Here is a 22,055-nt window from a genome sequence, read left to right as displayed (position 1 = left end):
GGGCCCCTATGCCAGATCCACGAATTCGCGCTCAAGGCCATCCATGATCTTGAAAAGCATCTCCGGAGTGATCTCGAGAACCTCGAGCACTCCTTCGTCGAGGGCGCTGACCTGGTTGTCGCCCCCATTGCCCACGCCAAAAAGCCGCGCCATGAAATTCCCCACATGCACCACCTGCGCGATCTTCGGATAGAGCGTGGCCGACATGGGCCGGTGATGATAGGAGAGCCCTTCCTTCAGATTCGCGGGCAGGTTCCAGTAATTGCACAGCCACAGGTTGATGCGGTCGTGGGCAAAACCCAGCACCTCGCTTTCGGCCTGGCGATAGGAGATGTCCTTCTCGAGGACGAGCGCGTCTATGGCCGCCCGGCTTTCCGGGAGCTGCACGGCGGCCACGACCTTGCCGATGTCGTGCAGCAGCCCGGCCACCGCGTATTCTTCCGGATCCTTGCAGCCGATGGCGCGGGCGATGGCGGAACTGGCCAGGGCGCAGCCGAGGCTGTGCTCCCAGAGGCCTTTCATGTTCTCGTTCATGACATCAAAGACCGAGGTCGAGATGATGATGCCCTTGATGACATTGAAACCAAGCAGAACCAGGGCGTGCTGAATGGAGCCGATCCGCCCCGGAAAGCCATAGATGGGCGAATTCACCATTTTCAGGACCTTGGCCGAGAGGACCTGGTCCTTGGAGATGGCCTTGCTTATCTGGTCCGTGGACGAATTGGGATTCTCGACCAGGATCGCGACTTCCTGCAGGACTCCGGGCAGGGTCGGCAGGTCCTTGACCGCCAGAATCGCACCCTTTTGGCTGGTACGCAGATCTTCTTCCATTATTGTCCCTCTTCCCTTGCAGCCTGGGCCGCGGCGGCCAGGGCGCACTGACGTGCATAATAGTCGGAAACGATCTGCTTGACCTGCTGCATGTACTTGTCGTCGGAAAAATTCCGGAAAAGATGGTCAAGCCTCTCGCGCTTTTTGGCGAGCACTTCTTCGTTGCACCCGCCGCCCATTTCAAGCGTCTCGCCCTCGACCACGAGTTGCTCCACACCCATGTTGTCCAGCTTGCTGATGAGCCCCGCCGTCAGAACCGTACCTGCGGCGATGAGCACCATCCCGTTTTCCCGGGTCACGGGCTTGGCCAAAACCATTTCAGGTCTGGCCAGCTGCAGGGGTATTTTTTGCATATTCTTCTCCAGATGATCTTTGAATCACGTTGCAAGGGCATAGTACATGCCCGGAAGCTGCTTCACAATCCCTTGAAGTTCCATGAAAAGGAGCGTGGAGCTGACCTTGCTCGCCGCCCAGCCCGTCCGCCGGATCAGGGTGTCGACATGCAGGGGTTCGCCACCTTCAAGCAGACGGTGCACGATACACTGCTCGGGATCTTCCGGCTCTCGCAGACGAGGCTCGGGGGCGGGCGCCTCCGGCGCGCAAAGCGCCCCCAGCCGAGGCTGCAATTCCCGCAGGATGTCTTCTCCGCTCTGTACGAGACAGGCTCCCTGACGAATGAGCTGATGACAGCCCTGATAAGTTTTCAGGTTGGCGGGCCCGGGCAGGGCGAAAACGTCGCGATTCTGGGCCAGGGCCAGCTCGGCGGTGATCAGGCTGCCGCTGCCAAGCGCGCCTTCGACAACCAGTACACCCAGAGAAAGGCCGCTGACAATGCGATTGCGATGCGGAAAATTCATGCCTTCAGGCCTGGTCCCCGGCGCGAACTCGCTGACGATGAGCCCATGGGCGGCGACCTGTTTCCACAGATCGGCGTTGGAGGCCGGATAAACGAGGTCAAGGCCCGTGCCCAATACGGCGATGGTCCCGCCCACCCCGCGCAGCGCACCCTGATGCGCGGCACGATCGATACCCTGTGCAAAGCCCGAAACCACGCAAATCCCGGCCGCGCTCAAGGACGCCGCCATGCTCTCCGCCATGCCCAGGCCATAGCGGGAGGCGTCCCTGGATCCAACCACGGCCACGCAAGGACGGGTCAGCAGTGCCAGATCTCCGAGATAATAAAGAAAAAGAGGCGGATCGGGGATCTCGCGAAGCAGCTCGGGATACGCACGATGGCCAAAGAAAACAGTGGAAAAGCCTAAGCTCTCCGCCCTGCGCCGCTCGGCCTCGGCCTTCTCGCGCCAGCCGCCCCGTGCAAATTCGGCCTGCACACGAGCCGAAACCAGGCCTCGCGCCGTCCAGGATGCAAAATCAGAAGCTGCGGCCAGGGCGTCTCCGTAATGCGCGAGCAGGCGCTTCCAGGTACGTGGCCCAAGACCGGTGGTGTGGCGCAAGGCCAGGCTGGCGCAAAATTCATCCACGGGCCAGCGCCACCGCTTTGGGCTCGTTGCACCCCTGCATCCTGCTGCGCGCCTGACGGCCTAGGCGGGACGCCGGGGAGTCGGGATAGCGTGCTTCGAGTTGCTGCAGATAAACCCCGGCTTGCCCTGGCTGCCCCTGACGCAGTGCCGAATAGGCCAGCTTGAGAAGCGCGTCCGCGCTTTTGGCATGGCGGGGGTGGTCCTGCACGACCCGCGTGAAAAATTCCATGGCACGGTCGTAACGGGCCTGGGCGTACCAAGCCTCCCCGGTCCAGTAGAGGGCGTTCGGCAGAAGCTTGTGGCGGGGGTAGTCCTGCATGAACGCGGCAAACAGTTCCCGCGCCCGCTCGTGATGTCCATCCTGATAATTCTTGAGAGCCCGGGCGTAGTCATCACCGGGCGATCCGTCCGCCCCGACCTTCTTTTTCTGGTCACCCGCCGTTGCGGCGGACACCTGCGCCGGGACGAAGGCCCCAGGACTTGAAGCGTCAGAACCGGCGACATTCGGCCTCGAATCGGCCGCCCCGGATTGAAGATTGTCCGCTCTCGATGCCGATGCTTCGTGCGCGGCCATGGAGACATGAATAGCCCCTGGCCTCGATGCGTTGGACGAATCCGCTTCATTGCCGATGGATGCGTTGACGGCAATGGCTGCAGCAGCGGAACAGACTTGATGAATGGCGGAAAATCGAGCGACGGTTGCATTCGGCGGAACGGCAGCCGCCCGGGACAGGGTCACGTTCGATCTGGCCATGCGCAAGTTGCGCGTCACCGGTCTGCGCAGAACGAAGGGCGCGAAAGGCCGGCCGATGGATGCAAGCCCGCCCTGCATGGATTTGAGACCGGACACGATCCCGGCCGGCATATCCCTCAGACGCGGGTCCGGCCATTCAGGGACAAGATGCATGAACGCAGGACCGCTTGCCCAGCAAAGCAGAATGCCGACAAGCATTCCGGTCGCAAAGGCCAGCGTCGATCTCATGGATTAGTCACCGTTGTCTCCCTCATTAGGACTTTGGCATAGGAGAGAACCCGCCAATTTTCAAGGGTGGCGCTGCCTTGCCTCTTGCGCTCTTTTGGGGCAGAAAGCCCCCATTCAGCCAGTCCGTTCAGCCCGTAGTCGTACCCATTCCGGCGCTTGAGACCAGGGCTCTCGGGGCCATCCCCTTTTAGCTGCCGTCTTGCGCCCGGGTCCGAGGGAATGACCGGGCTCCTGAAAAAATTACACTGCGCACGAGGTCCCCATGGCGCTCATACTCCCCCAGTGGGCTTTTGCCCTGCTGCCCCTGCCCCTGCTCCTGGCCGCCCTTTTCTGGGGCGCCCCGGCCATCGCGCTGGTCAGCGAATTCATCGGGCTCATTTCCGGCAAACCGTTTCCCGCCCGCGCGGCCAGGCAAATGTCCAGACTGGCCCTTGGCGGGCATGTTCTCTTCTGGCTTGTGATCGCGGCCTGTGCGGCGCTGCTGTCCTCTCACCCGTTCTGGCAGTCCGAGTTCGTGGCAGGCAACCGACTGCTGCTGATCGCCGCGCTGGCCCTGCCTTTCTTCGGAAGCATGGCCCTGGCCGGCTACGATCTGGGATGGAAGGTCGCCAAGGAACGCAAGGCCGTGCATTTCCTGCTTGGATGCTTGGCCAATATTCCCATCAAATATGGTTACTGGGCACTGGCGGGCTTGAGCCTGCTTTCCTTCCGGGGCGTCAGTCTCGAATCTCCGGCCTTTCTGCCGCCATTGGGGTCGGCGCTGTGGCCGCTATTGGCGCTCTGGCTGCCGCTGTCCCTGTGTCTGGCGGCTGTCATCGGACAGTGCTACCTGCTGCTGCGCCGGAACGCCGATGACTGGGGGCGGGACTATTATCGCTTTGCCGCGCCCTTTCTGGCCAAATGGCACCTGATCTGCGGCCTTGTTGTCCTCGCGGTGCTAATCTGGCTCTATGCGAGCCTCAAGGGTGTCTTCAACCTCCACCTGCCCCAGATCTTCTATGCCGCTCTGGCCGGCGTGGCCTGCCTTGGGCTGGCCATGCTCCTCTCGCTTCTCGTCACGGTCAGCGAAAACCCCATGCGTCTCAAGGTCTCCATGGTCGTGGCCGCCGTTCTCTCACTCTCGCATGCCAGCCTGATGCTGGTCGCCATCCTTGAAACCCTGAACCGCTATGTTCCGGGATGGTCCGTTCCCACCTTCATGCCGGAACTGCTGCGCCTGCTCAGATAAACCGCATTTTCCCACACTGGCCCGGTCGCGCGACCGGGTCGGTCAGTGGTCATGCCGGGCCGGCATCCGCCGCCCGGGAACAGACCCGGTTCTTGCCGGTGCGCTTGGCTTCGTAAAGAGCCTCGTCGCTGCGCCTCAAAAGCCCGTCCAGGCTCTCGTCCGCCGAATATTCCGCCAGGCCGATGCTGACCGTGAGCCGCAAGCTCAGGCCCTCATGCTCGAGGACCGTTTCGGCCAGCCCCTTGCGCGCGCGCTCCGCGGCCGCGATTCCAGCTTCGAGCCCCGCTTCGGGAAAAAGGACGCAGAACTCCTCGCCCCCAAGACGCCCGACCACGTCCACGGCCCTGCGCAAACCGTTGATGGTGCGGGCCACATGCCGCAAAGCAACATCCCCGACTCCGTGACCATGGGTGTCATTGACTTTCTTGAAATCGTCAATGTCGATCATGGCCACGCACAGGCTCTTTCCAAAACGCCTGGAGCGGATCATCTCCGCGCGAACGCACTCCAGAAAATGCCTGCGGTTGGGCAGACCGGTCAATTCGTCCGTATTGGCCAGCCGTTCCAGCCGCAATTCGGCCAGCCGGCGTTCGGTCACGTCGGCCATGGCTCCATGCAGACGAAATATGCTGCCGTCCTGCTGCAGGTCGAAACCGCAGATCAGGCTGACGTGTCTTTCTTCGCCCTGCACGGTGCGGATGCGCAGCTCGGTTGTAAATTCATCTCCCGTTGCCTGGGCCACCTCAAAATTTTCGCGAAAATCTGGTTCATCCTCGGGATGGATATGATGCATGAACAGATTGAAATCCGGGTCGATCTCATTCGGGACGTACCCGAGAATACGGCAAAACTCGTCGGACCAGCTTTTTTTTCCGTGCAGGTAATCCTTTTCGAAGCTGCCGACCTTGGCCAGTCGCTGCGCCTCGGCCAGGCGACGAGCGCTGTTTGCGATCTCATCCTGCATCTGCTTGGCCTCGGTGATGTCCGTGGCCGTGACCACGGCGCCCGAGATGCTGTCGTCACGTTCGCGATAGGGATAATACTTCACCGCGTAACAGCGTCTACCCGCCCGGTTCATATCGAACCAGCCCTCGTACTCCACGGTCTCCCCGGCAAAACAACGCACGAGCTTCGGCCCTACATGCCTGTCGAAAACGTCCTGCCCCACTATTTTTGCGACCTCGCGCCCCTCGATTTCATCGCGCCTTTTCCCGTGCACCCGAAGGTAGCTGTCGTTGACCAGCCGATAGACAAAATCAAGGTCAATGATGCTGACCAGGGAGGAGGAGGATGCGATGGCACGCTCGTAACGGATCAGCGCGGCTTCGGCCAGCTTTCGGGCCGTGATCTGGACATGGGAGACCACGGCCCCGTCAATGATGCCATGGCTGACAAGAGGTGTGGCCGTCATCAGAAACCAGCGCTTTTCCGTGGGCGCATGGCATGGATATTCAAGGCTGAACTCCGGAATCTCGCCGGCGAGCACGGCCCTGATTCCGGCTGCGGCCTGCGGGGCCTCAACGAAGGCGGCGTCCTTGGAGGATTCACAGACTTCCATGTAATTCTCGCCTTGCAGGCGACACTCGTCCGGCGTGCTATTTTCAACCGCGAAGCGTTGCCAGCTGCGATTTGTGTCAACGATGCAGCCTTCGCGGTCAAGCACAGCCACGTGTTCGCTCAGGCTGTCAAAAATCTCACGCAGAATTTCAAAACGGCGAGTCTGGTCAAAACAGACGTCAGCGTCAGCGGGCAAAATTTCCGTGCTCATGGCGGCTCCATTTGGTCATGACGAATGAACCGGGCGCTTGATTTCACTTCGCGTCTATCCCGGCAGGAAGCGGGAAATCAAAAGACTTCCATGACTGGCAACAACAGAATTGGTACTTCAAAAAACACGCGTCGTGAAGCGCGTCGAATGCGGTCACAACGGCTCGCGGCCTTTCACGATTGCGGCAGGTTCAACTGGTGGGCGTGATTTTTCCAGAGATTCCACAGGGTGCCCTTGGACCACTGGCCCTGACCGGACAGGGTCGGCAAGCTCTCGGCCTGGAAGACTTCGCAAATCCGGGAAAAAGAGAGGTCCTGCCCGCGAAGTTCGCGAATGCGCTCCAGGGCAGCGCGTTTGCGGGCGGAGAGAGGACGGGGGGCGGAGGGAATCGAGAGGCCTTGCGCATCGCCTGGGACCAGGGCGGAGGTCAGTTCGGCAATCATGCCGGTCAGCCGGGCAAGCTGCTCCTGTTGCCCTGCAACCATGGCCCTGAGCTCGGCAAGTTCGTCGCGCACGGCATTAAGCGAAGCCCGGTCACGTTCGGCATGCCTGGCCAGGGCCTCGTCCCGGATGTCGCGCGCCCGCTTTCTGGCGTCTTCGGCAGTGCGGCTCATCGCGTCAGCCGGGGGGGCAACCCGCCCCGCAGCCAATGCGCATCCTCACGGCCGAAATCCGCTGCAGGCAAGACCAAAAAGATCACCATGCTCGGCATAGGGCTCCCTCTGGCCCGCTCGCGTGAGCGGGCACGTCGATACTGTTGAGCCGCCTCAGGGCTGCGGGGTCCAGTGCTGTCCGGCCTGGGCAACCCGGATGAGGCTCTCCCGGCCAAGGCGTTGCTTCAGGAATTCCTTGAGCAGAACCTTGACCAGTTCCTGTTGGTTCATGTTCTGCAAATACTGGCCCGAGGCCAGCAACTTCTTGAATGACGAGGTCAAGGTCCCGGAATCCTCGATGGCGGCCAGATAGGGCGCCACCATCTGGCGAAGCGTCTCGACGCTGTCGGATTTGAGTTCCCGGTACATGACGGCCAGCTCCTGCGCGGCGGGCAGGCGGGAAGATTCGAGCACGCCCTTGAAATCCGCCGTGAAGCGCTTGATGCCGTTGATGATGTGGCTCTGCTTGACCATGTTCATCTTGGCCCAGCCGGCGTTCAGCCACTTGAACGATCCGACGTGGATGGTTCCGGTGGAAGTATCGGACACGAACACAATGATGGAATGGGCATTGTACATGTAGGAATCGACCCAGCCAAGGCCGGTCTTGTTCAGGCCTTTCTCGTCCGAATACAGATAGTTCCAGTCGGAGTCCTCGCCGACCACGCACCCCTTGCGGCCGATCTCCGAAGGTTCGGTCTGGCATCCAACGGAAACCAGCACGGGCCCTGTGGGACCTTGAAACACCGCCACGGCGCGGTCCTGATTGTAGGAATAGTATCCGCCCGTGTTGGCGTCGGGGGTGATGATCTCGCGCTCGGTGCCGCGAACCAGAAGCGTCTCTCCCCGCTCGAGTGCCTTGGGGAGCAGCCTCAGTGCATCCTTGGTAGCCGTGTCCAGCCACTCCTGATCGCGCACGGAAGAAGGCATGGTCACGTAAACCGGGATGTCCGGGTTGTAGACATAGTCCACCACGCGGGAAAGATTCCCTTGCAGGGTAAAGGAGTAAAATGCCCCGGAAGCCTTGTCCCGATCCTGCATGGACATGCTGCTCTCCGCCGCGCTGGAGGCGACAAAGGAAATGATCCCGCTCAGTTGACCGGGCTCTATGTCCGTGTTCGACTTGGGGATGGTCAACAAATATTCAAGGCCCGGATACAGGGAATCCGGGATGGATTTCAGATCTGCGGCCTGGGTCGGAACGGCTGTCCCAAAGACAAGCAAAGCAAGCAGACACATATAACGCTTAATCATGTATTTCTTCCGGTTGTATGTTCGCCGCAACAGCGGCCAAGTCATGGCAAGCACTCCATAATGCCGGAACACCCGCCTGTGAAGCCCTTTGTCACACACCCGGCATCAATTCAAGATCGGGAAATGCGTCACAATGGGCGGCCCGTACGCACCCGGCACGGTAGACGCGTCCCCCGGCCATGAGCTAAGAGGCACGGATATCTCATGAACAATGACCACATCACGACAACATCGCCCACGCTTTCCGTGGACTCAAGACCGGATCTGCTGGCTCTGGCCTTGCGCGGAGTTCTTGACCTGCGCACGACTCCGGGGGTCATGGACCTCCTGGCGCACATCCCCAAGCCCTTGCCCGGGCTCATCCGCGTCGACCTGGGCGGAATCACGCGCATGGATGACTGCGGCGCGCTGGTGATCCTGCAGCTGCGGCGCATGGCTGAAAAAAATGGCTGTGAGCTAGAGATGCTTGGCACCCCCGAGCATGTGCAGGAGCTCCTGGATTTTCTGCGTCTGGACGATCCCCCGCGCTCGGGCGGCGCCAAAAGGGTCAAGCCGGGAATCATGACCCGTTTCGGCATCAAGACCCTCGAAGTCACGAGTCAGACCATGACCCACGTGTCTTTCGTGGGCGAAGTCACCGTGACGCTCCTGTCCCTGCTGCGCCATCCGGGCAGGCTGCGCCTTGGAGACGTGATCCTCTACATGCAGCAGGTCGGCGTGGACGCGCTGCCCATTGTCGGGCTGATCAGCTTTCTTTTGGGGCTCATCATGGCCTTCATGTCTGCGGTGCAGCTGCAGCAGTTCGGGGCCAACATCTATGTGGCCTCCCTGGTGGCGTTGGCCATGGTCCGCGAGCTTGGCCCCATCATGACGGCCATCCTCGTAGCCGGGCGCTCGGGCTCGGCTTTCGCCGCCGAAATCGGGACCATGAAGGTGTCCGAAGAGGTTGACGCGCTGGTCACCATGGGCTTCAAGCCGGCCATGTTCCTGGTGGCGCCCAAGATCATCGCCTCGCTCCTGGTGGTGCCGCTGCTGGCCATGTATTCCAACATCTTCGCCATCGCCGGAGGCCTGCTCATCGGCGTGACCACTCTGGATCTTACCGTCAACGCCTACATGGCCCAGACCATGAACACCCTGACAATTTTCGATATCAACTGGGGCATATTCAAGAGCGCCATCTTCGCCGCCCTCATCGCCACGGTGGGCTGCTTCAAGGGCTACCAGGTGCGCGGCGGAGCGGCCAGCGTGGGCAAGGCCACGACCTCGGCCGTGGTCACGGGCATCTTTCTGGTCATTCTGGTTGATTCGGTCCTGGCCGTGATCCTGAGGTACTGGCGGCCATGACCCAAAAAGAAATCATCTCCGTGCGCGGCCTGACCATGGGATTCGGGGACCTGGTCATCATGAAAAACCTGGACTTTGATATCCATCCAGCTGAAATTTTTGTTATCCTGGGCGGGAGCGGATGCGGCAAGTCCACCCTGCTCAAGCATATGGTCGGGCTCTACAAGCCCATGGCCGGAAAAATTACCATCGCCGGAATGCTCCTTGAGCCGGACAACGAGGACAGCTTCAAGAAGATTCTGGCCCGCATCGGCGTCATGTATCAGGGCGGCGCCCTTTTTTCTTCCATGACCCTTGGCGAAAACGTTGCGCTGCCTATCACGGAATATACGGATCTCAAGGAAGACGCGGTGGAGGAGCTGGTCCGTCTCAAGCTGCGGCAGGTCGGCCTTGAGGGCTTCGAACACCACCTGCCCGAGGAGCTTTCCGGAGGCATGAAAAAACGCGCGGCCATCGCGCGGGCGCTGGCGCTCAATCCTGAAATTCTATTCCTGGACGAACCCTCGGCAGGCCTGGATCCCATCAGCTCGGCCGAACTCGACGCCCTCATCCTGCGCCTGAACCGAACCCTGGGCACGACCTTTGTCGTCGTCACCCACGAGCTTTCCTCCATTTTCACCATTGCGAAAAGGGTCGTCATGCTCGACAAGGAAAGCAAATCCATCATCGCCGATGGCGATCCGCACGAACTCAAGGATGCAAGCGAGCATCCCTTCGTGCGCCAATTCTTCAACAGACAGCCGGAAATGGAGAAATAATGGCTTCCGCTCGTGTCAATTTTTCCGTGGGCCTGTTCATGACCGCCGGCCTGGCCCTGGCCACGCTGGCCGTCATCTGGCTTGGCATGACCTCGTTTCTGCGCAAGGGCGAACTCTTCGTGACCTATTTCGACGAATCCGTGCAGGGGCTCGGCGTGGACTCCCCTGTCAAGTACCGGGGCGTGCCGGTGGGCCGCGTCCAGGCCATCCGCATCGCCCCCGACTATCACCTCATCGAGGTCGTCATCCTCATCGACGACGAACACGCGAATGACGAAAACCGTTTCGAGGACAGCGTCGCGGCCATCTCCAACGTCGGCATCACCGGGGCCATGTTCGTCGAGATAGACAAGCGCGGGCCCGAGGCAGGAGGCCTCTCGCCGAAACTCACCTTCACCCCGGAGTATCCGGTCATCGCTTCCAGGCCCTCGGATATCAAGAAACTGTTCCGGGAAATCGATGAAATCGCCATGAAGATACAGTCCATCGACTTCAAGGGCATCTCGGAAAAGGCCTCGGCCGCCTTTACCACGGTCAGCACGGTCATGAACGAGGCGCAACTCGGCGCCATCTCCGCCGACATCCGCACCCTTCTGGCCAGCATCAACGCGGCAGCAAATCCGAAACGCATGGAATCCATGGCAAAAAACATGGAGCAAACCATCCTCGCGTCGCGCACTCTGATGACCAAGGCGACCGAGGAACTGGCCCGCATGGATACCATCCTCGTTCAATTCCAGTCCATTCTCGAAGCCAACCGACCGCATGTCGACACGGCCATGAACGCTCTAGCTTCGACGGCTCTCAAGGCCGATGTGGTCATGACCCAGAGCCACGCCACGGTGTTCCAGATGCAGGCCACCATCAAGGATCTGGAAGAACGGCTGGCCGGCACCGCCGAAAATCTGGAACAGACGTCAAACAACCTGAACACCCTTATCGGCAACGTCAAAGACCAGCCGGCGCAGCTCATTTTCGGTCAACCAAAGGCCCCCCGCAAGGTGGAGGAGTAGCAAGCTCATGCCCATCCGTTATTTTCTTCCATTCATCCTGATGTTCGCCCTGGCCGGTTGCGGGGCGACCCGGACGACGGCACCGGACGTGCGCTACTACACCCTGGAATACGAAAGCCCGGCACCCACCGGAACCCAAGCCAAGGCCGTCATCGTGCTCAACCGTTTCGGAGTGGCTCCGGAGTTCAACACCGGCAAGATCGTCTATCGCGACCTGTCCTTTGGACGGCAGGAATATGCATATCACCAGTGGCGTGCGACTCCGCAGGCCCTGGCGGCCGATTTTCTGCGTCGCGACATGCAGCAGAGCGGCCTCTTTCTGGCCGTGAGCAGGCCCGGCTCATCCCTGACCGCCACACACCAGCTTGAAGGAATGATCGAGGAGTGGATGGAAGTGGACGCCGAGGACCACTGGCTGGCCACTGCCAGCCTGACCGTCACCCTGCTCGACCTGCGCGCCCGTGCAATACCGGAGCAGGTTCTCTTCCAGCGCACCTACCGCGAGTCCGAACCAGCCACCAAAAAAAATCCCGGCTCAGTGGTCGAAGCCATGAGCCGGGCCATGCAAAGGCTGTCGGAAAGGATCATCGCCGACGTACACGAAAGCATCACCAAATCCGCACCCTGAACAAAACCGTCACGCATCACGCGTCACGCGTCACGCATTACGGATCACGCATCACGGCTTCCCATCCGTAGTAAGCCCATTGCTCGCCCGGATAATCTCCCAGGCCTCCTCCGCCGTGCTGACATACTGGAAGAGGTTCAGATCTTCAGGGTTGATGGTTCCTTCCTCGACCAGGGCCTCGAAGTTGATGACCTTGTGCCAGAACCTGCGACCGAAAAGCAGGACCGGAATGGGTTTGACCTTGCGGGTCTGGATCAGGGTCAGGGCCTCAAAAAGCTCGTCCATGGTCCCGAAACCGCCGGGAAAAGCCACCAGGGCCTTGGCCCGCATCAAGAGATGCATCTTGCGGATGGCAAAATAGTGGAACTGAAAACTCAGTTCGGGGGTGATGTAGGGGTTGGGCTCCTGCTCGAAGGGGAGCACGATGTTCATGCCGATGCTCTTGGCGCCCACATCGTGCGCGCCCCGGTTGGCGGCGCCCATGATCCCGAAACCGCCGCCAGTGATGACCACGTGCTTGCATGTGTCCATGTTCTCGGAAATGAGCCGCCCGAGCTTTCGCGCCTCCTCGTAATAGCGGCTGTTGGCCACGGCCGTGCGGGCCTTAACCAACTCGCTGCGCAAAAGGACGTCGTCGGGGTATTTCTTGAGCCCCTCGAGCACTTTTTCCAGACGCACGGCGGCCGTCTCCGCATCCATTGTCCGAGCGCTGCCGTAGATGACGATGGTGGATTCGATCTGCTGCTCCTGCAGGGTCAGCTCGGGCTTCAAGAGTTCCAGCTGCAGGCGCACGGGGCGAAGCTCCTCGCGCAGAAGAAAATCCTGATCCTGAAACGCCAGGCGGTAGGACGCGGACTGGCACTGGGGAGTGTCGACATGGCGCTTGGCGGCCTGAGCGTCTTCATTGGCCGAGGGGAAAACACCGAAACGGCGGGTTCGTTTGTTGGTCATGAAAATTCCTTATTGACGGGCCAGGGCCACGCACTTGAGTTCTACAACTCCGCCCAGCGGCAGACCCGAGACCTGCACGGCGGCGCGAGCAGGCCGGTGACCGGCCATGAATTCGTCGTAGATGCCGTTGAAAAGTTTGAAATTGGCCAGGTCGGTCACGAACACGTCCACGCTGACGATATCCGTTACGGCGCATCCGGCCTCGGCCAGGATGGCTCCCATGTTGGCCAGAGCCTGCTTCGCCTGGGCCTCAAAGTCCGCACCGGCGAACTGACCTGTGGCGGGGGCCAGCCCAAGCTGTCCACTGACATACAAAACCCCCCCGGCACGCACGGCCTGGGAATAGGGGCCCACGGCGGCCGGAGCCTTGTCCGTGGCGATGAAATCGAGTTTGCGCATATACCCTCCATAAAAAGAACGGCCCTCGCGGGCCGCTCCATCAAACCGCAATGTGGTTGAAAAATCCTAGTCCAGAACCTTTTCAAGCCAGTCCAAAGCCGCCGCGACCGTAGGAAATCCGATGGTGCTGGTCAAGAGAATGACGGCGTGCCTAATCTCCTCCGGCGTTGCTCCGGCCTGCAGGGCCCGGCGGCCATGGCTGCGGACCGCGCCTTCGGAGCGCAGGGCCGCGGAAGCGCCGAGCTGAACAAGGTGCATTTCCTTCTCGCTCAAAGGTCCGGCCTCCTGCGCTGCCTTGCCCAGGGCCTCGGCGGCGGAGATGAGTTCAGGATACATTTCCTGCAATTTCTGATAGTGTTTCGGCTTGCCCGTTTTCATGATTGTCCTCCTTCGCGTAAGAGTGTGCCGAGTCCTTTATTGACGCGGACATGTTTCAATCATAGGGGCAAATGGACCTGAAAAACAAGGAGTTTTCCCATGAAAGTCGCCATCCCCACAGTTGGTACCCGCGTAGACGAACATTTCGGTCACGCTCGGACCTTCACCATTTTCACTCTAAACGACTCCGGCCAGATCGTCGAAAGCGAGACATTTTATCCGCCTTCGGGCTGCGGATGCAAGTCCACCGTGGGCGTCAGCATGCAGGCCAAGGGCGTATCCACCCTGCTCGTCGGCAACATCGGCCAAGGGGCCATTAACAAGATGGCCGAGCACGGCATAAAGGTTGTACGCGGCTGCGAGGGCGAAATCCTCGACGTGCTCAAAAGCTGGACCAACGGCGACCTCATCGACAAGAATATTCTCTGCAATCACGAAGGCTGCACGCACTAGGAGAAGATCATGGAATGCCCCTGCCATTCGGGACGAAAATTTGAAGAGTGCTGCGGCCCGATCATAGCCGGCCAGGTTCCGGCCGCCAGCCCCGAGGCCTTGATGCGATCGCGCTATACAGCCTTTTGCCGGGACGAGATGGACTATCTCCAAGGCACCATGGTCGAGGAGCACCGCCCGGAATTCAACGCTCCAGATGTGCGACGCTGGAACAAAAGCATCACCTGGCTCGGCCTTGAGATCCTGGAAACGGCTACGGACGGGGATTCGGGCATGGTCCGCTTTCGGGCAAGCTTCCGGCACAAGGGCGGTACGCAGAGCATGACCGAGAACAGCCGATTCGTGCGCCGGGAAGGCCAATGGTACTACCTGGATGGAGAGCACGAGACCGAGACCGTCCGAAACGAGAACCCAAAGCCGGGACGCAACGAGCCCTGTCCCTGCGGGAGCGGCAAGAAATTCAAAAAGTGTTGCGGCTAGCAGGCTGCTTAAAAACGGCGATCTGTTTCGTCACTGCAGAAAATCCAGAACCTCACGTATGTTTAACTACGCTGCGGCCCTGAATTTTATTTGCTCCCAGCATCTCACCATTTTCAAGCAGCCTGGAAATTTGTAGTTTTCCAGTCGGTCAGGACTCAATGGGCGCAATTTTTTCCATCGTCCTCGTTTTCGCCGTCATGCTGGCGGGAATCCGCCTCAAGCTGGGGCTGGGCTTGTCCATCCTGGCGGGCAGCTTCCTGCTGGCGATTCTTTTTGGCCTTTCGCCCCTGACTTGGCTTGGCGCCATCCCGGACGCGCTCTTGACCGAAGAGACCTTTGTGCTCTGTGCCATCATCAGCGTCATCCTGGCTTTCAGCGCCCTGTACTCGGCTTCCGGCCAGTCGAAGCGGTTCATGCGCGCCATGCGCGCCCAGATTCGCTCCCGTTCCCTGCTCCTGGCTTTTTTTCCTGCGCTGATCGGCCTCTTGCCCATGCCCGGCGGAGCTATCTTCTCCGCACCCATGGTTGAAAAGGCTGCCTCGGAACTGGCCATCCCCCCCAGGGACCAGGCCCTCATCAACTACTGGTTCCGACACATCTGGGAACTGGCTTGGCCGCTGTATCCGGGCCTTATCCTGGCCTCCTCGCTGGCTGGCATTCCGGTGACCGGAATCATCGCGCTGCTGTGGCCCGGCCCGCTGGTGGCCATTGCCCTGGGCTGGATCCTGATCCTGCGCCCGGCCCTGAAAAATGCGCCTCGCCTGCCCTCCGTCGCAGTCGAGACCCGTGACGCACAGGATTGGTTCGGCGGACTCCCGCTCTTCACGGCCATCGCCGGATCCATCGGCGGCGAATGGCTCTGCGCCGTGTTCTGGCCAGGCAGACCCATGGAATACGGGGTCATCGCGGCCCTGATTCTTGCCTCCTTCGTGAGCCTGTTCATGGCCCAGTCCACCTGGCGAGCGGTGCTGCGAGAGGCGGGCAAGGACAACACCATGACTCTGCTGGGCGTGGTGGGCGCCATCTTCATCTTCAAGGAAATCCTGGACCAGGGCCACGTTGTCGAAGTGTTGGCTCAGACCCTCGGTGGAGGCGGCACGATCTACATCATGGCCATTGTCCTACCCTTTCTGGTAGGCTTTGTGGCCGGTCTGACCATCGCTTTTGTGGGTGCGACCTTCCCATTGCTCTTCGGACTCGCTCATTCCACAGGACAGCCCCATCTCATTCCGGTAATCCTGAGCCTGGGAATGTACGCCGGATACGCAGGCATAATGTCCTCGCCCATGCACATCTGCTTCCTGATGACCTGCAAATACTTCCATCAGGATCCGGGCAAGCTCCTGCCGCGCATCCTCATCCCCGGCCTGATGCTCATCCCGGCCGGAGCCCTGGTGACCTTTCTCATGACCTTCTGACAGCCCGGTGGCCGAACTGGGATGCCGCTGTAAAAGGCCTGAGCATCAGGCCCCGACACAGGAATCCGCACCCTCCAGAATCGGCCTCTCGTACCCATCTCCCGTGAAAATCAGATCTGCGCCCAGATACTTTTCGTAGTCCACCCCCCAGTCCCGCATCTGCAACAGGAGCGGGATGAGACTGAGCCCCATTTCCGTCAGGGAGTACTCGACGCGGGGCGGCACCTCGCGGTAGACCTCACGATGAACGAGCCCGTCTGCCTCCAGCTCCCGCAGTTGCCGGGTCAGCATGCGTTCGGTCACGTCGGGCATGCCACGTCTCACCCCCCCAAAACGGACCGCGCTCGCCAAAGAGAGGTGATAAAGAATGATAGGCTTCCATTTTCCGCCGATTACCGCCAAGGTAAGCTCAAAATAGCAGCGGTAGCGCTTGCCGGAGATTTCCTTGACCCTGCACGGCCGGACTTCGTTTTTGTCCATTACTATACTCCATGTGTGTACCGCACATTATTGACAGTACTTTTCATAATCGCAGACATGTGCTCTAGCTGGGCCTGCAACACGCAGTCAATCCCAACCAAGGAGAAAAATATGTACGCAATCGCAGTAAACGGCAGCCCGCGCAAGGGCGGCAACACGGAATTCCTCTTGAACAGGGCCCTGGAACCCCTCACCGCCGCCGGGTGGGAAACCGAACTGGTTCAGGTCGGCGGAAAGAACATCCGGGGCTGTCAGGCCTGTTACAAATGTTTTTCGCGCCAGGACGGGCAATGCGCCATGAAGAAAGACGTCTTCAACGAGGTCATGGAGAAGCTCCTGCGCGCCGACGCCCTGATCTTCGGCTCCCCCACCTACTTCACCGACGTCTCGGCCGAGATGAAGGCCCTGCTTGACCGTGCGGGCCTTGTCGCCCTGGCCAACGGCCGGGCCTTCAAGGGCAAGATCGGCGCGGCCGTTGTTGCCGTGCGCCGGGGCGGAGCCACGCACGTCTACGACACGATCAACCACATGTTCCTCATGAACCAGATGATCATCCCCGGCTCGGTGTACTGGAACATGGGCTACGGCCGCGACAAGGGCGAGGTCGAGACAGATGCCGAAGGACTTGGCAACATGAAGAATCTGGGGCAGACCATCGCCTGGCTGGGCATGGCGATCAAACCGCATCTGGGCAGCTTTCCGGTCCTGGAAACCATGAGCGAATAAGGGAGACAGCAATGATCGACTTTCACATCGACAAGGATAAATGCATCCAGTGCGGTGAATGCGCGGCCGACTGCCCGGCCGGCATCATCGCCATGGCGGATTTCCCCGAGATCACCGACGAAGGGCGCTGCTACCGCTGCCAGCACTGCTACACCGTCTGCCCGACAGGGGCCGTGTCCATTCTGGGACTGGTGGCCGATGACGCGGAGCCGATGAAAAACCTGCCTTCCGCGGAGCAGATGACCAGCCTCGTCACATGGCGGCGCTCCGTGCGGCGCTACAAGGACGAAAACGTCTCCCCGGCGCTGATCGACGAACTCATCGGCACCGCCAGCCATTCGCCGACCGGGGTCAACGCCCAGGGCGTCGTGTTCACCGTGATCCGGGACAAGGCCTTCATGGACCGGTTGCGCCGGGAAACCCTGGACCGCCTCGCCGCAATGGCCGATGCCGGCAAGCTGCCGGAAGGACTGATCTCGCAATACCTGGGCTGGGCTGTCCAGAAATGGAAAGCGGAAGGCCGGGACATCATCTTCCGGGGAGCCCCCCACATGCTGCTGACCAGCGCCGCTCCCGGCGTGGCCTGTCCGGTGCAGGACGTGCATATCGCGCTGACCACCTTCGAGCTCCTGGCCAGCGCCCGTGGGCTTGGCACCCTGTGGGACGGCATGTTCATGATGGCCCTGGCCGTCTGCCCGGAGCTGAAGGAAACGCTGCGCATCCCGCCGGACCACACCCTCGGCTATGCCCTGCTTTTCGGTCACCCGGCGGTGGAGTATCACCGCCCCGTGAAAAGAAAGCCATCCTCCGTCAACATGCTGGGCTAAACGCTCTCGCCGGGGCGCAAACGCGCGCCCCGGCACTTCAATCCTTATCAATACGGCGATTCGCATGGACACCACCGGCGTCACCCTGGCCATTCTCTCGGCCCTGTTCATGGGCACCATCGGCGTCTTCTCCAGAATCACCGGATTGCCCGCCGAAACCATCACCTTCTTCCGCCTCCTGCTCGGGGCGGGGTTCCTAGCCGTTTTCCTCCTGGGCACCCGTCAGGCCGGAACGCTCAGGCGCTGGCCGACCTGGCCCGTGATCGTCAACGGCGCGCTCCTGGCCGGGTTCATCATCTTCTACGTGCAGGCCATGAACCTGACCTCCATGGCCAACGCCATCATGCTCGTCTATCTGGCCCCGGTGGCCGCTTCGGTCTTCGCGCATTTTTTCATGAATGAACGGCTCGGCCTTACGGGTTGGTCGCTGATCAGCCTAGCCATGCTCGGCTTCGCGGCTATGATGAAGTTCCGGCTTAATTTCGCAGACGGCTCAAACCATGCGGCGGGACTTGGCCTGGCTGCGCTGGCCATGCTCTGTTACGCGGGCTTCATCCTCATGAACCGCCGCATCCCGCCCTCCGTCCCGGTCCTGAACCGCGCCTTTTACCAACTCCTGACCGGAGCCCTGGTCATGCTGCCCTTCTTTTTAAACACCCGCCCCGAGATCTCCGCCGTGAACACACTGTGGCTTCTGGGCACGGGGCTTGTGCCCGGCTTTCTGGCCATCTCCTTCGCCGTAGCCGCCTTGAGCCGGCTACCCGCCGCGACGTTTGGCACCCTGGCCTATTTTGAGCCCCTGGCCGTGGTCTGTTTCGGGTGGTGGCTCTTCGGCGAGACACTCTCACCCCTGCAACTGACGGGCTGCGCCGCAATCATGGCCAGCGGATGCGCCAAGGCCCTGATCGCGAGACGGGCACCTGTAGCCTGAGCACCCTTTCCTGCGACACGCGCAAGAGAGTCGCGCAAGGGCTACTGTGCATTCCATCCTGGGTTGCGGCATCGCCCCGCAGGGCACGCCAAATCTCCCCGCAATCCCCGCGCTCTTCAATGCAGCCGGACATTGCGACGTGTCGTTTCAAGGCAGCCCCGTGATGGCATCAGTGTTGCTTTGCCTTCGGCAAGCGAAAACGCGGTTGGCCCGGGCCGCCCAAAAAAATTGCGTTATGTTCCGGTAATCTTCACATAAACACAAAAGAGGTTTTTGCTCATGGGCGACGATCTGGACCGCATCATTAAGGCCATGCAGAACACTATAAACGAGGACACCAGGGCGGCCTGGGGCGAGGAAGCCTATCAGCGCTGGGTCAACCCTCCCAACATGGGAGCCATGCCCGACGCCGACGGCACGGCGGAGCTCAAGGGTTCCTGCGGCGACAGCATGGCCATCTCGCTCAAATTCGACGGGGACAGGGTCTGCGCGGCATCCTTTGAGACGGACGGCTGCGGCCCCAGCGTGGTCTGTGGATCCCTGGCGGCGGAGATGGCTGTGGGCAAAACCGCCGAAGAACTTTTCGACATCACCGACGCCATGGTCCTGGCCCGGGCCGGGCAGATCCCGGAGGACCACCATCACTGCGCCTTTCTGGCCGTCTCGACGCTGCACGAGGCACTCGGCAAATACATGCGCCTCGCCCTTGAGGAAAAATGACGGACAGTTTTCACACAACTGTTCCCGCACAGAAGCGGGAAGGAGGTCTGCGATGCCAGCTGGTAACGGAACGGGACCCATGGGTATGGGCTCCATGACAGGACGCGGTGCCGGATATTGTTCCGGTTCCGGGACGCCGGGCTATGCGACCGGCGGTGGATTCGGATTTTGCGGCGGCAGAGGCCGCGGAAGACGCTTTTTCGCGACAGCGCCGCAGGGTCGTTTCGCACGGCAGGGTGCCATTGATCCGGCCGCGGAACAACAGGCGCTCAAAAATCAGGTTGAAGCCCTGCAGTCGCAACTGAAAGCCATCCAGGAGCGTCTGGCGGAAATGAAATAGCCGGCCCTCCCGGCTTGCAAACGAGAATGGCCGCTCCCTTTCGGGGTAGCGGCCATTCTCGTTTGCGCATCGGTTTCAGGCGGACATCACCGTCGCATAGCCCACACTGCATGCACGGGATCGGAATGCTGGATCATGGGATAATAGCGGTCCCTTGCATCCATGGGCCGTGGCCAGCCGCGATCCGACAGGGTGGACACGTCCCCGAAGCTTCCGCCGAGGCGAAAATACTCCGTGACCAAGGATACGCGCTCATACTCATGCAGCTCGGTCCAGATGCGCACGGCCTGGTCCGGGAACCAGCGATGCGAAAAGACCATGACGCACACTCCGCCGGGCTCCAGCACCCGGGCGATCTCGGCGAAGACCTCAAGGGGCCGGGTCAGGTATTCCACTGACAGGCTGCAGATCACGGTGTCAAAAGCGCCATCGGCAAACGGCAGCACCGGATCGGCATTGAGATCATGCACCACGTGGGACGAGAGGGCAGGATTTTCATTCATCTCCTCCTCGTTCATGCCCAGACCCGTGGCCGTGACGCCATCCGGCAGATGCGACTGCCAGCCGGCCATGAGGTCCAGAATCCTTTTCCTGCCGGACAAAAGGCGATCGTAAACCTTGCCGATGTTTTCAAGCGCCTGGCTATCCACATGAGCGACCTTTCGAGGCGTGGCGTAGAAATCGGCTTCGCTCGTACCCAGCGGCTTTTCCAGAGGCGCGTCGAGACCGAAATCCGTTCCCCTGTCCGCTTTGCGCTTGAGCCCCGGTCCGTCGGTCAGGGCGCAAAGCCAGTCCTTGCACTGCCCGCCGAATTCCGCCTGCTTGGGCCAGACCGCAAGAGGTGTGATCTCGAGCCGCGCCTCCAGATCGGCCAGCGGATGATTCAGATCGACGGTCAGCGTGTCAGTGCCGGTATTGATGACACGAAAGGGCTGGACGTTCTGCGGGTAGATTCCGGGCAGGCCGCGCAGCACTCCCTGGGGATAGAAGCGGCCCTGCAGCGGCTCGATAACGGTCTCCCCAACGGGAGCCTTGAACGCCTTGCGCGGCACCGTCATGACTTTCCGCATGTCCCGCACCGGCACATGCACTCCGGGCTGAAGGTCGACAAAACGGGACTCCCCCTCCGTCATCCCCAGAATCTCCTTTTCAAGCCCGCCGGGAAATACATCCCGCCACAGGTTCACGTTCTGGGCAAAAAAACTGTCCTCATGGCGAATTCCATGCTCCTCCCAGTGCAGACGGAACTGGATATTGGCCAGGGTATCGGTGGAAATGGCGGTCATGACTGCCTCCGGTTGTATTCGCAAATAAATGATAAGGTTAATCAATAAGAAACCTGGCAGGGCAGTCAAGCGGTGTTGCCAATATGAACGCCAGGCGTTATTAGTCATTCATGATCGTATCATTTGCATGCAAGGAAACCGATAAACTCTTCCGTGAGCGAACCTCGCGAAAAATTCCCCCTGACATTCAGCGGGTTTCCCTTCGCAAGCTTCTGCAACTTCATGCGGCTGTTGAACTGAACTTTCTTCGCGTGCCTCCGGGCAACCGACTCGAAAGCCTGTCAGGAGACCGGTCTGGACAACACAGCATACGTATCAATGAACAATGGCGCATCTGTTTCATATGGCGGGACGGCAATGCGCATGATGTCGAAATCGTGGATTATCATTAATGGAGGAAAGCACCATGAAAAACCTGATCCCAGACCCCATCCATCCCGGGGAAATTCTGCTGGAGGATTTCATGAAACCTCTGGCCATCACCCAATATGCCCTGGCCAAGGCCATCAGCGTTCCTCCTCGCCGCATCAATGAAATAGTGCACGGAAAAAGAGCCATCAGCGCGGACACGGCTCTAAGGCTCGGTCGCTATTTTGGAGTTGATCCGCAGTCGTGGATGAACCTGCAATCACACTATGAACTTGAAGTCGCGGCGCAAAATCTTGGTGAAAAACTGGAACGCGAAGTCAACCCGCGAAGCGCCGCCTGAGCGCGGCATGCCTG

27 protein-coding genes are annotated in these 22,055 nt (G+C 60.4%); 15 read left to right on the top strand and 12 right to left on the bottom strand.

Annotated features, from left to right (window positions below; genetic code table 11):
- Nucleotides 1-6: 6 nt before the first annotated feature.
- The 4 genes from CVU60_10375 to ygbF are packed head-to-tail and all read right to left on the bottom strand — an operon-like array spanning nt 7 to nt 3,294.
- Complete coding sequence (locus CVU60_10375; protein PKN41782.1) at nt 7-831, bottom strand: HD family phosphohydrolase; 825 nt, start codon at nt 829-831, stop codon at nt 7-9.
- Nucleotides 831-1,184 carry a hypothetical protein gene (locus CVU60_10370; GenBank protein PKN41781.1) on the bottom strand — a complete coding sequence of 118 codons (354 nt, stop codon included), beginning with the start codon at nt 1,182-1,184 and terminating at the stop codon, nt 831-833. Before CVU60_10370 ends, CVU60_10375 begins: the two co-directional genes overlap by 1 nt.
- Nucleotides 1,185-1,208: 24 nt before the next feature.
- Nucleotides 1,209-2,312 carry a DNA-protecting protein DprA gene (dprA, locus tag CVU60_10365; GenBank protein PKN41780.1) on the bottom strand — a complete coding sequence of 368 codons (1,104 nt, stop codon included), beginning with the start codon at nt 2,310-2,312 and terminating at the stop codon, nt 1,209-1,211.
- On the bottom strand, nt 2,305-3,294 hold the full coding sequence (gene ygbF / locus CVU60_10360; GenBank protein PKN41779.1) for a tol-pal system protein YbgF: 990 nt from the start codon (nt 3,292-3,294) through the stop codon (nt 2,305-2,307). Before ygbF ends, dprA begins: the two co-directional genes overlap by 8 nt.
- 262 nt (nt 3,295-3,556) lie before the next feature.
- On the opposite strand from ygbF, the gene CVU60_10355 reads away from it, so the two are divergent.
- Nucleotides 3,557-4,522 (top strand): hypothetical protein, encoded by a 966-nt coding sequence (locus CVU60_10355; GenBank protein PKN41778.1) that lies wholly within the window; start codon nt 3,557-3,559, stop codon nt 4,520-4,522.
- A gap of 49 nt (nt 4,523-4,571) precedes the next feature.
- Here the strand turns inward: CVU60_10355 and CVU60_10350 are convergent, their stop codons facing one another.
- The 3 genes from CVU60_10350 to CVU60_10340 form a co-directional block, all read right to left on the bottom strand.
- A complete protein-coding gene (locus tag CVU60_10350; protein ID PKN41777.1) occupies nt 4,572-6,290 on the bottom strand; it encodes a hypothetical protein in 1,719 nt (572 codons plus the stop codon).
- Between the two features lie 173 nt (nt 6,291-6,463).
- On the bottom strand, nt 6,464-6,904 hold the full coding sequence (locus tag CVU60_10345; protein PKN41776.1) for a hypothetical protein: 441 nt from the start codon (nt 6,902-6,904) through the stop codon (nt 6,464-6,466).
- A gap of 153 nt (nt 6,905-7,057) precedes the next feature.
- On the bottom strand, nt 7,058-8,242 hold the full coding sequence (locus CVU60_10340) for a hypothetical protein (protein PKN41775.1): 1,185 nt from the start codon (nt 8,240-8,242) through the stop codon (nt 7,058-7,060).
- 159 nt (nt 8,243-8,401) lie between these two features.
- Between CVU60_10340 and CVU60_10335 the strand changes: the two genes are divergently transcribed.
- Genes CVU60_10335 through CVU60_10320 form a run of 4 tightly spaced genes read left to right on the top strand, consistent with a single transcriptional unit; the run spans nt 8,402 to nt 11,943 of the window.
- Nucleotides 8,402-9,544: a hypothetical protein gene (locus CVU60_10335; GenBank protein PKN41774.1), complete on the top strand. Its 1,143-nt coding sequence runs from the start codon at nt 8,402-8,404 to the stop codon at nt 9,542-9,544.
- Nucleotides 9,541-10,302, top strand: a complete 762-nt coding sequence (locus CVU60_10330; GenBank protein ID PKN41773.1) for a polyamine ABC transporter ATP-binding protein — start codon at nt 9,541-9,543, stop codon at nt 10,300-10,302. Before CVU60_10335 ends, CVU60_10330 begins: the two co-directional genes overlap by 4 nt.
- Complete coding sequence (locus CVU60_10325; GenBank protein PKN41772.1) at nt 10,302-11,315, top strand: hypothetical protein; 1,014 nt, start codon at nt 10,302-10,304, stop codon at nt 11,313-11,315. The genes CVU60_10330 and CVU60_10325 overlap by 1 nt, the downstream gene beginning before the upstream one ends.
- A gap of 7 nt (nt 11,316-11,322) precedes the next feature.
- Nucleotides 11,323-11,943, top strand: coding sequence for a hypothetical protein (locus CVU60_10320; protein PKN41771.1), 621 nt, complete (start codon nt 11,323-11,325; stop codon nt 11,941-11,943).
- A gap of 51 nt (nt 11,944-11,994) precedes the next feature.
- Here the strand turns inward: CVU60_10320 and CVU60_10315 are convergent, their stop codons facing one another.
- The 3 genes from CVU60_10315 to CVU60_10305 form a co-directional block, all read right to left on the bottom strand.
- Nucleotides 11,995-12,894 (bottom strand): TIGR00730 family Rossman fold protein, encoded by a 900-nt coding sequence (locus CVU60_10315; protein PKN41770.1) that lies wholly within the window; start codon nt 12,892-12,894, stop codon nt 11,995-11,997.
- Between the two features lie 9 nt (nt 12,895-12,903).
- Nucleotides 12,904-13,293, bottom strand: coding sequence for a reactive intermediate/imine deaminase (locus CVU60_10310; protein PKN41769.1), 390 nt, complete (start codon nt 13,291-13,293; stop codon nt 12,904-12,906).
- A gap of 66 nt (nt 13,294-13,359) precedes the next feature.
- Complete coding sequence (locus CVU60_10305) at nt 13,360-13,671, bottom strand: alkylhydroperoxidase (protein PKN41768.1); 312 nt, start codon at nt 13,669-13,671, stop codon at nt 13,360-13,362.
- Nucleotides 13,672-13,770: 99 nt separating this feature from the next.
- On the opposite strand from CVU60_10305, the gene CVU60_10300 reads away from it, so the two are divergent.
- From CVU60_10300 to CVU60_10290, 3 genes are all read left to right on the top strand, one after another.
- Nucleotides 13,771-14,124 (top strand): dinitrogenase iron-molybdenum cofactor biosynthesis protein, encoded by a 354-nt coding sequence (locus CVU60_10300; protein ID PKN41767.1) that lies wholly within the window; start codon nt 13,771-13,773, stop codon nt 14,122-14,124.
- Nucleotides 14,125-14,133: 9 nt separating this feature from the next.
- Entirely contained in the window at nt 14,134-14,604 is a 471-nt protein-coding gene (locus CVU60_10295) for a hypothetical protein (GenBank protein ID PKN41766.1), read from the top strand.
- Nucleotides 14,605-14,762: 158 nt separating this feature from the next.
- Complete coding sequence (locus tag CVU60_10290) at nt 14,763-16,022, top strand: hypothetical protein (GenBank protein PKN41765.1); 1,260 nt, start codon at nt 14,763-14,765, stop codon at nt 16,020-16,022.
- 45 nt (nt 16,023-16,067) lie between these two features.
- Here CVU60_10290 and CVU60_10285 read toward each other — a convergent pair whose 3' ends face one another.
- Nucleotides 16,068-16,502, bottom strand: a complete 435-nt coding sequence (locus CVU60_10285; protein ID PKN41764.1) for a transcriptional regulator — start codon at nt 16,500-16,502, stop codon at nt 16,068-16,070.
- Nucleotides 16,503-16,613: 111 nt separating this feature from the next.
- On the opposite strand from CVU60_10285, the gene CVU60_10280 reads away from it, so the two are divergent.
- The 5 genes from CVU60_10280 to CVU60_10260 all read left to right on the top strand — a co-directional run bounded on the left by CVU60_10280 (nt 16,614) and on the right by CVU60_10260 (nt 20,046).
- On the top strand, nt 16,614-17,228 hold the full coding sequence (locus CVU60_10280) for a flavodoxin family protein (GenBank protein ID PKN41763.1): 615 nt from the start codon (nt 16,614-16,616) through the stop codon (nt 17,226-17,228).
- 11 nt (nt 17,229-17,239) lie between these two features.
- Entirely contained in the window at nt 17,240-18,055 is an 816-nt protein-coding gene (locus CVU60_10275) for a nitroreductase (GenBank protein ID PKN41762.1), read from the top strand.
- Nucleotides 18,056-18,119: 64 nt separating this feature from the next.
- The gene (locus CVU60_10270) at nt 18,120-18,986 is read left to right on the top strand and encodes an EamA family transporter (GenBank protein PKN41761.1); all 867 of its coding nucleotides are present in this window, start codon (nt 18,120-18,122) and stop codon (nt 18,984-18,986) included.
- Nucleotides 18,987-19,265: 279 nt separating this feature from the next.
- Complete coding sequence (locus tag CVU60_10265) at nt 19,266-19,706, top strand: iron-sulfur cluster assembly scaffold protein (GenBank protein ID PKN41760.1); 441 nt, start codon at nt 19,266-19,268, stop codon at nt 19,704-19,706.
- Between the two features lie 52 nt (nt 19,707-19,758).
- Nucleotides 19,759-20,046, top strand: a complete 288-nt coding sequence (locus CVU60_10260; GenBank protein PKN41759.1) for a hypothetical protein — start codon at nt 19,759-19,761, stop codon at nt 20,044-20,046.
- An 86-nt stretch (nt 20,047-20,132) separates the two neighbouring features.
- Here CVU60_10260 and CVU60_10255 read toward each other — a convergent pair whose 3' ends face one another.
- Nucleotides 20,133-21,440, bottom strand: coding sequence for a hypothetical protein (locus tag CVU60_10255; protein ID PKN41758.1), 1,308 nt, complete (start codon nt 21,438-21,440; stop codon nt 20,133-20,135).
- Between the two features lie 2 nt (nt 21,441-21,442).
- Here CVU60_10255 and CVU60_10250 point away from each other — a divergent pair, with 2 nt between their 5' ends.
- Complete coding sequence (locus CVU60_10250; GenBank protein PKN41757.1) at nt 21,443-21,724, top strand: plasmid maintenance system killer; 282 nt, start codon at nt 21,443-21,445, stop codon at nt 21,722-21,724.
- 14 nt (nt 21,725-21,738) lie between these two features.
- Entirely contained in the window at nt 21,739-22,041 is a 303-nt protein-coding gene (gene higA, locus CVU60_10245) for an addiction module antidote protein, HigA family (GenBank protein ID PKN41811.1), read from the top strand.
- Nucleotides 22,042-22,055: the final 14 nt, after the last annotated feature.

It is taken from the genome of Deltaproteobacteria bacterium HGW-Deltaproteobacteria-18 (assembly GCA_002841885.1).
Taxonomy (GTDB): Bacteria; Desulfobacterota; Desulfovibrionia; order Desulfovibrionales; family Desulfomicrobiaceae; genus Desulfomicrobium.
This window is presented reverse-complemented; position numbering and strand designations above follow the sequence as displayed.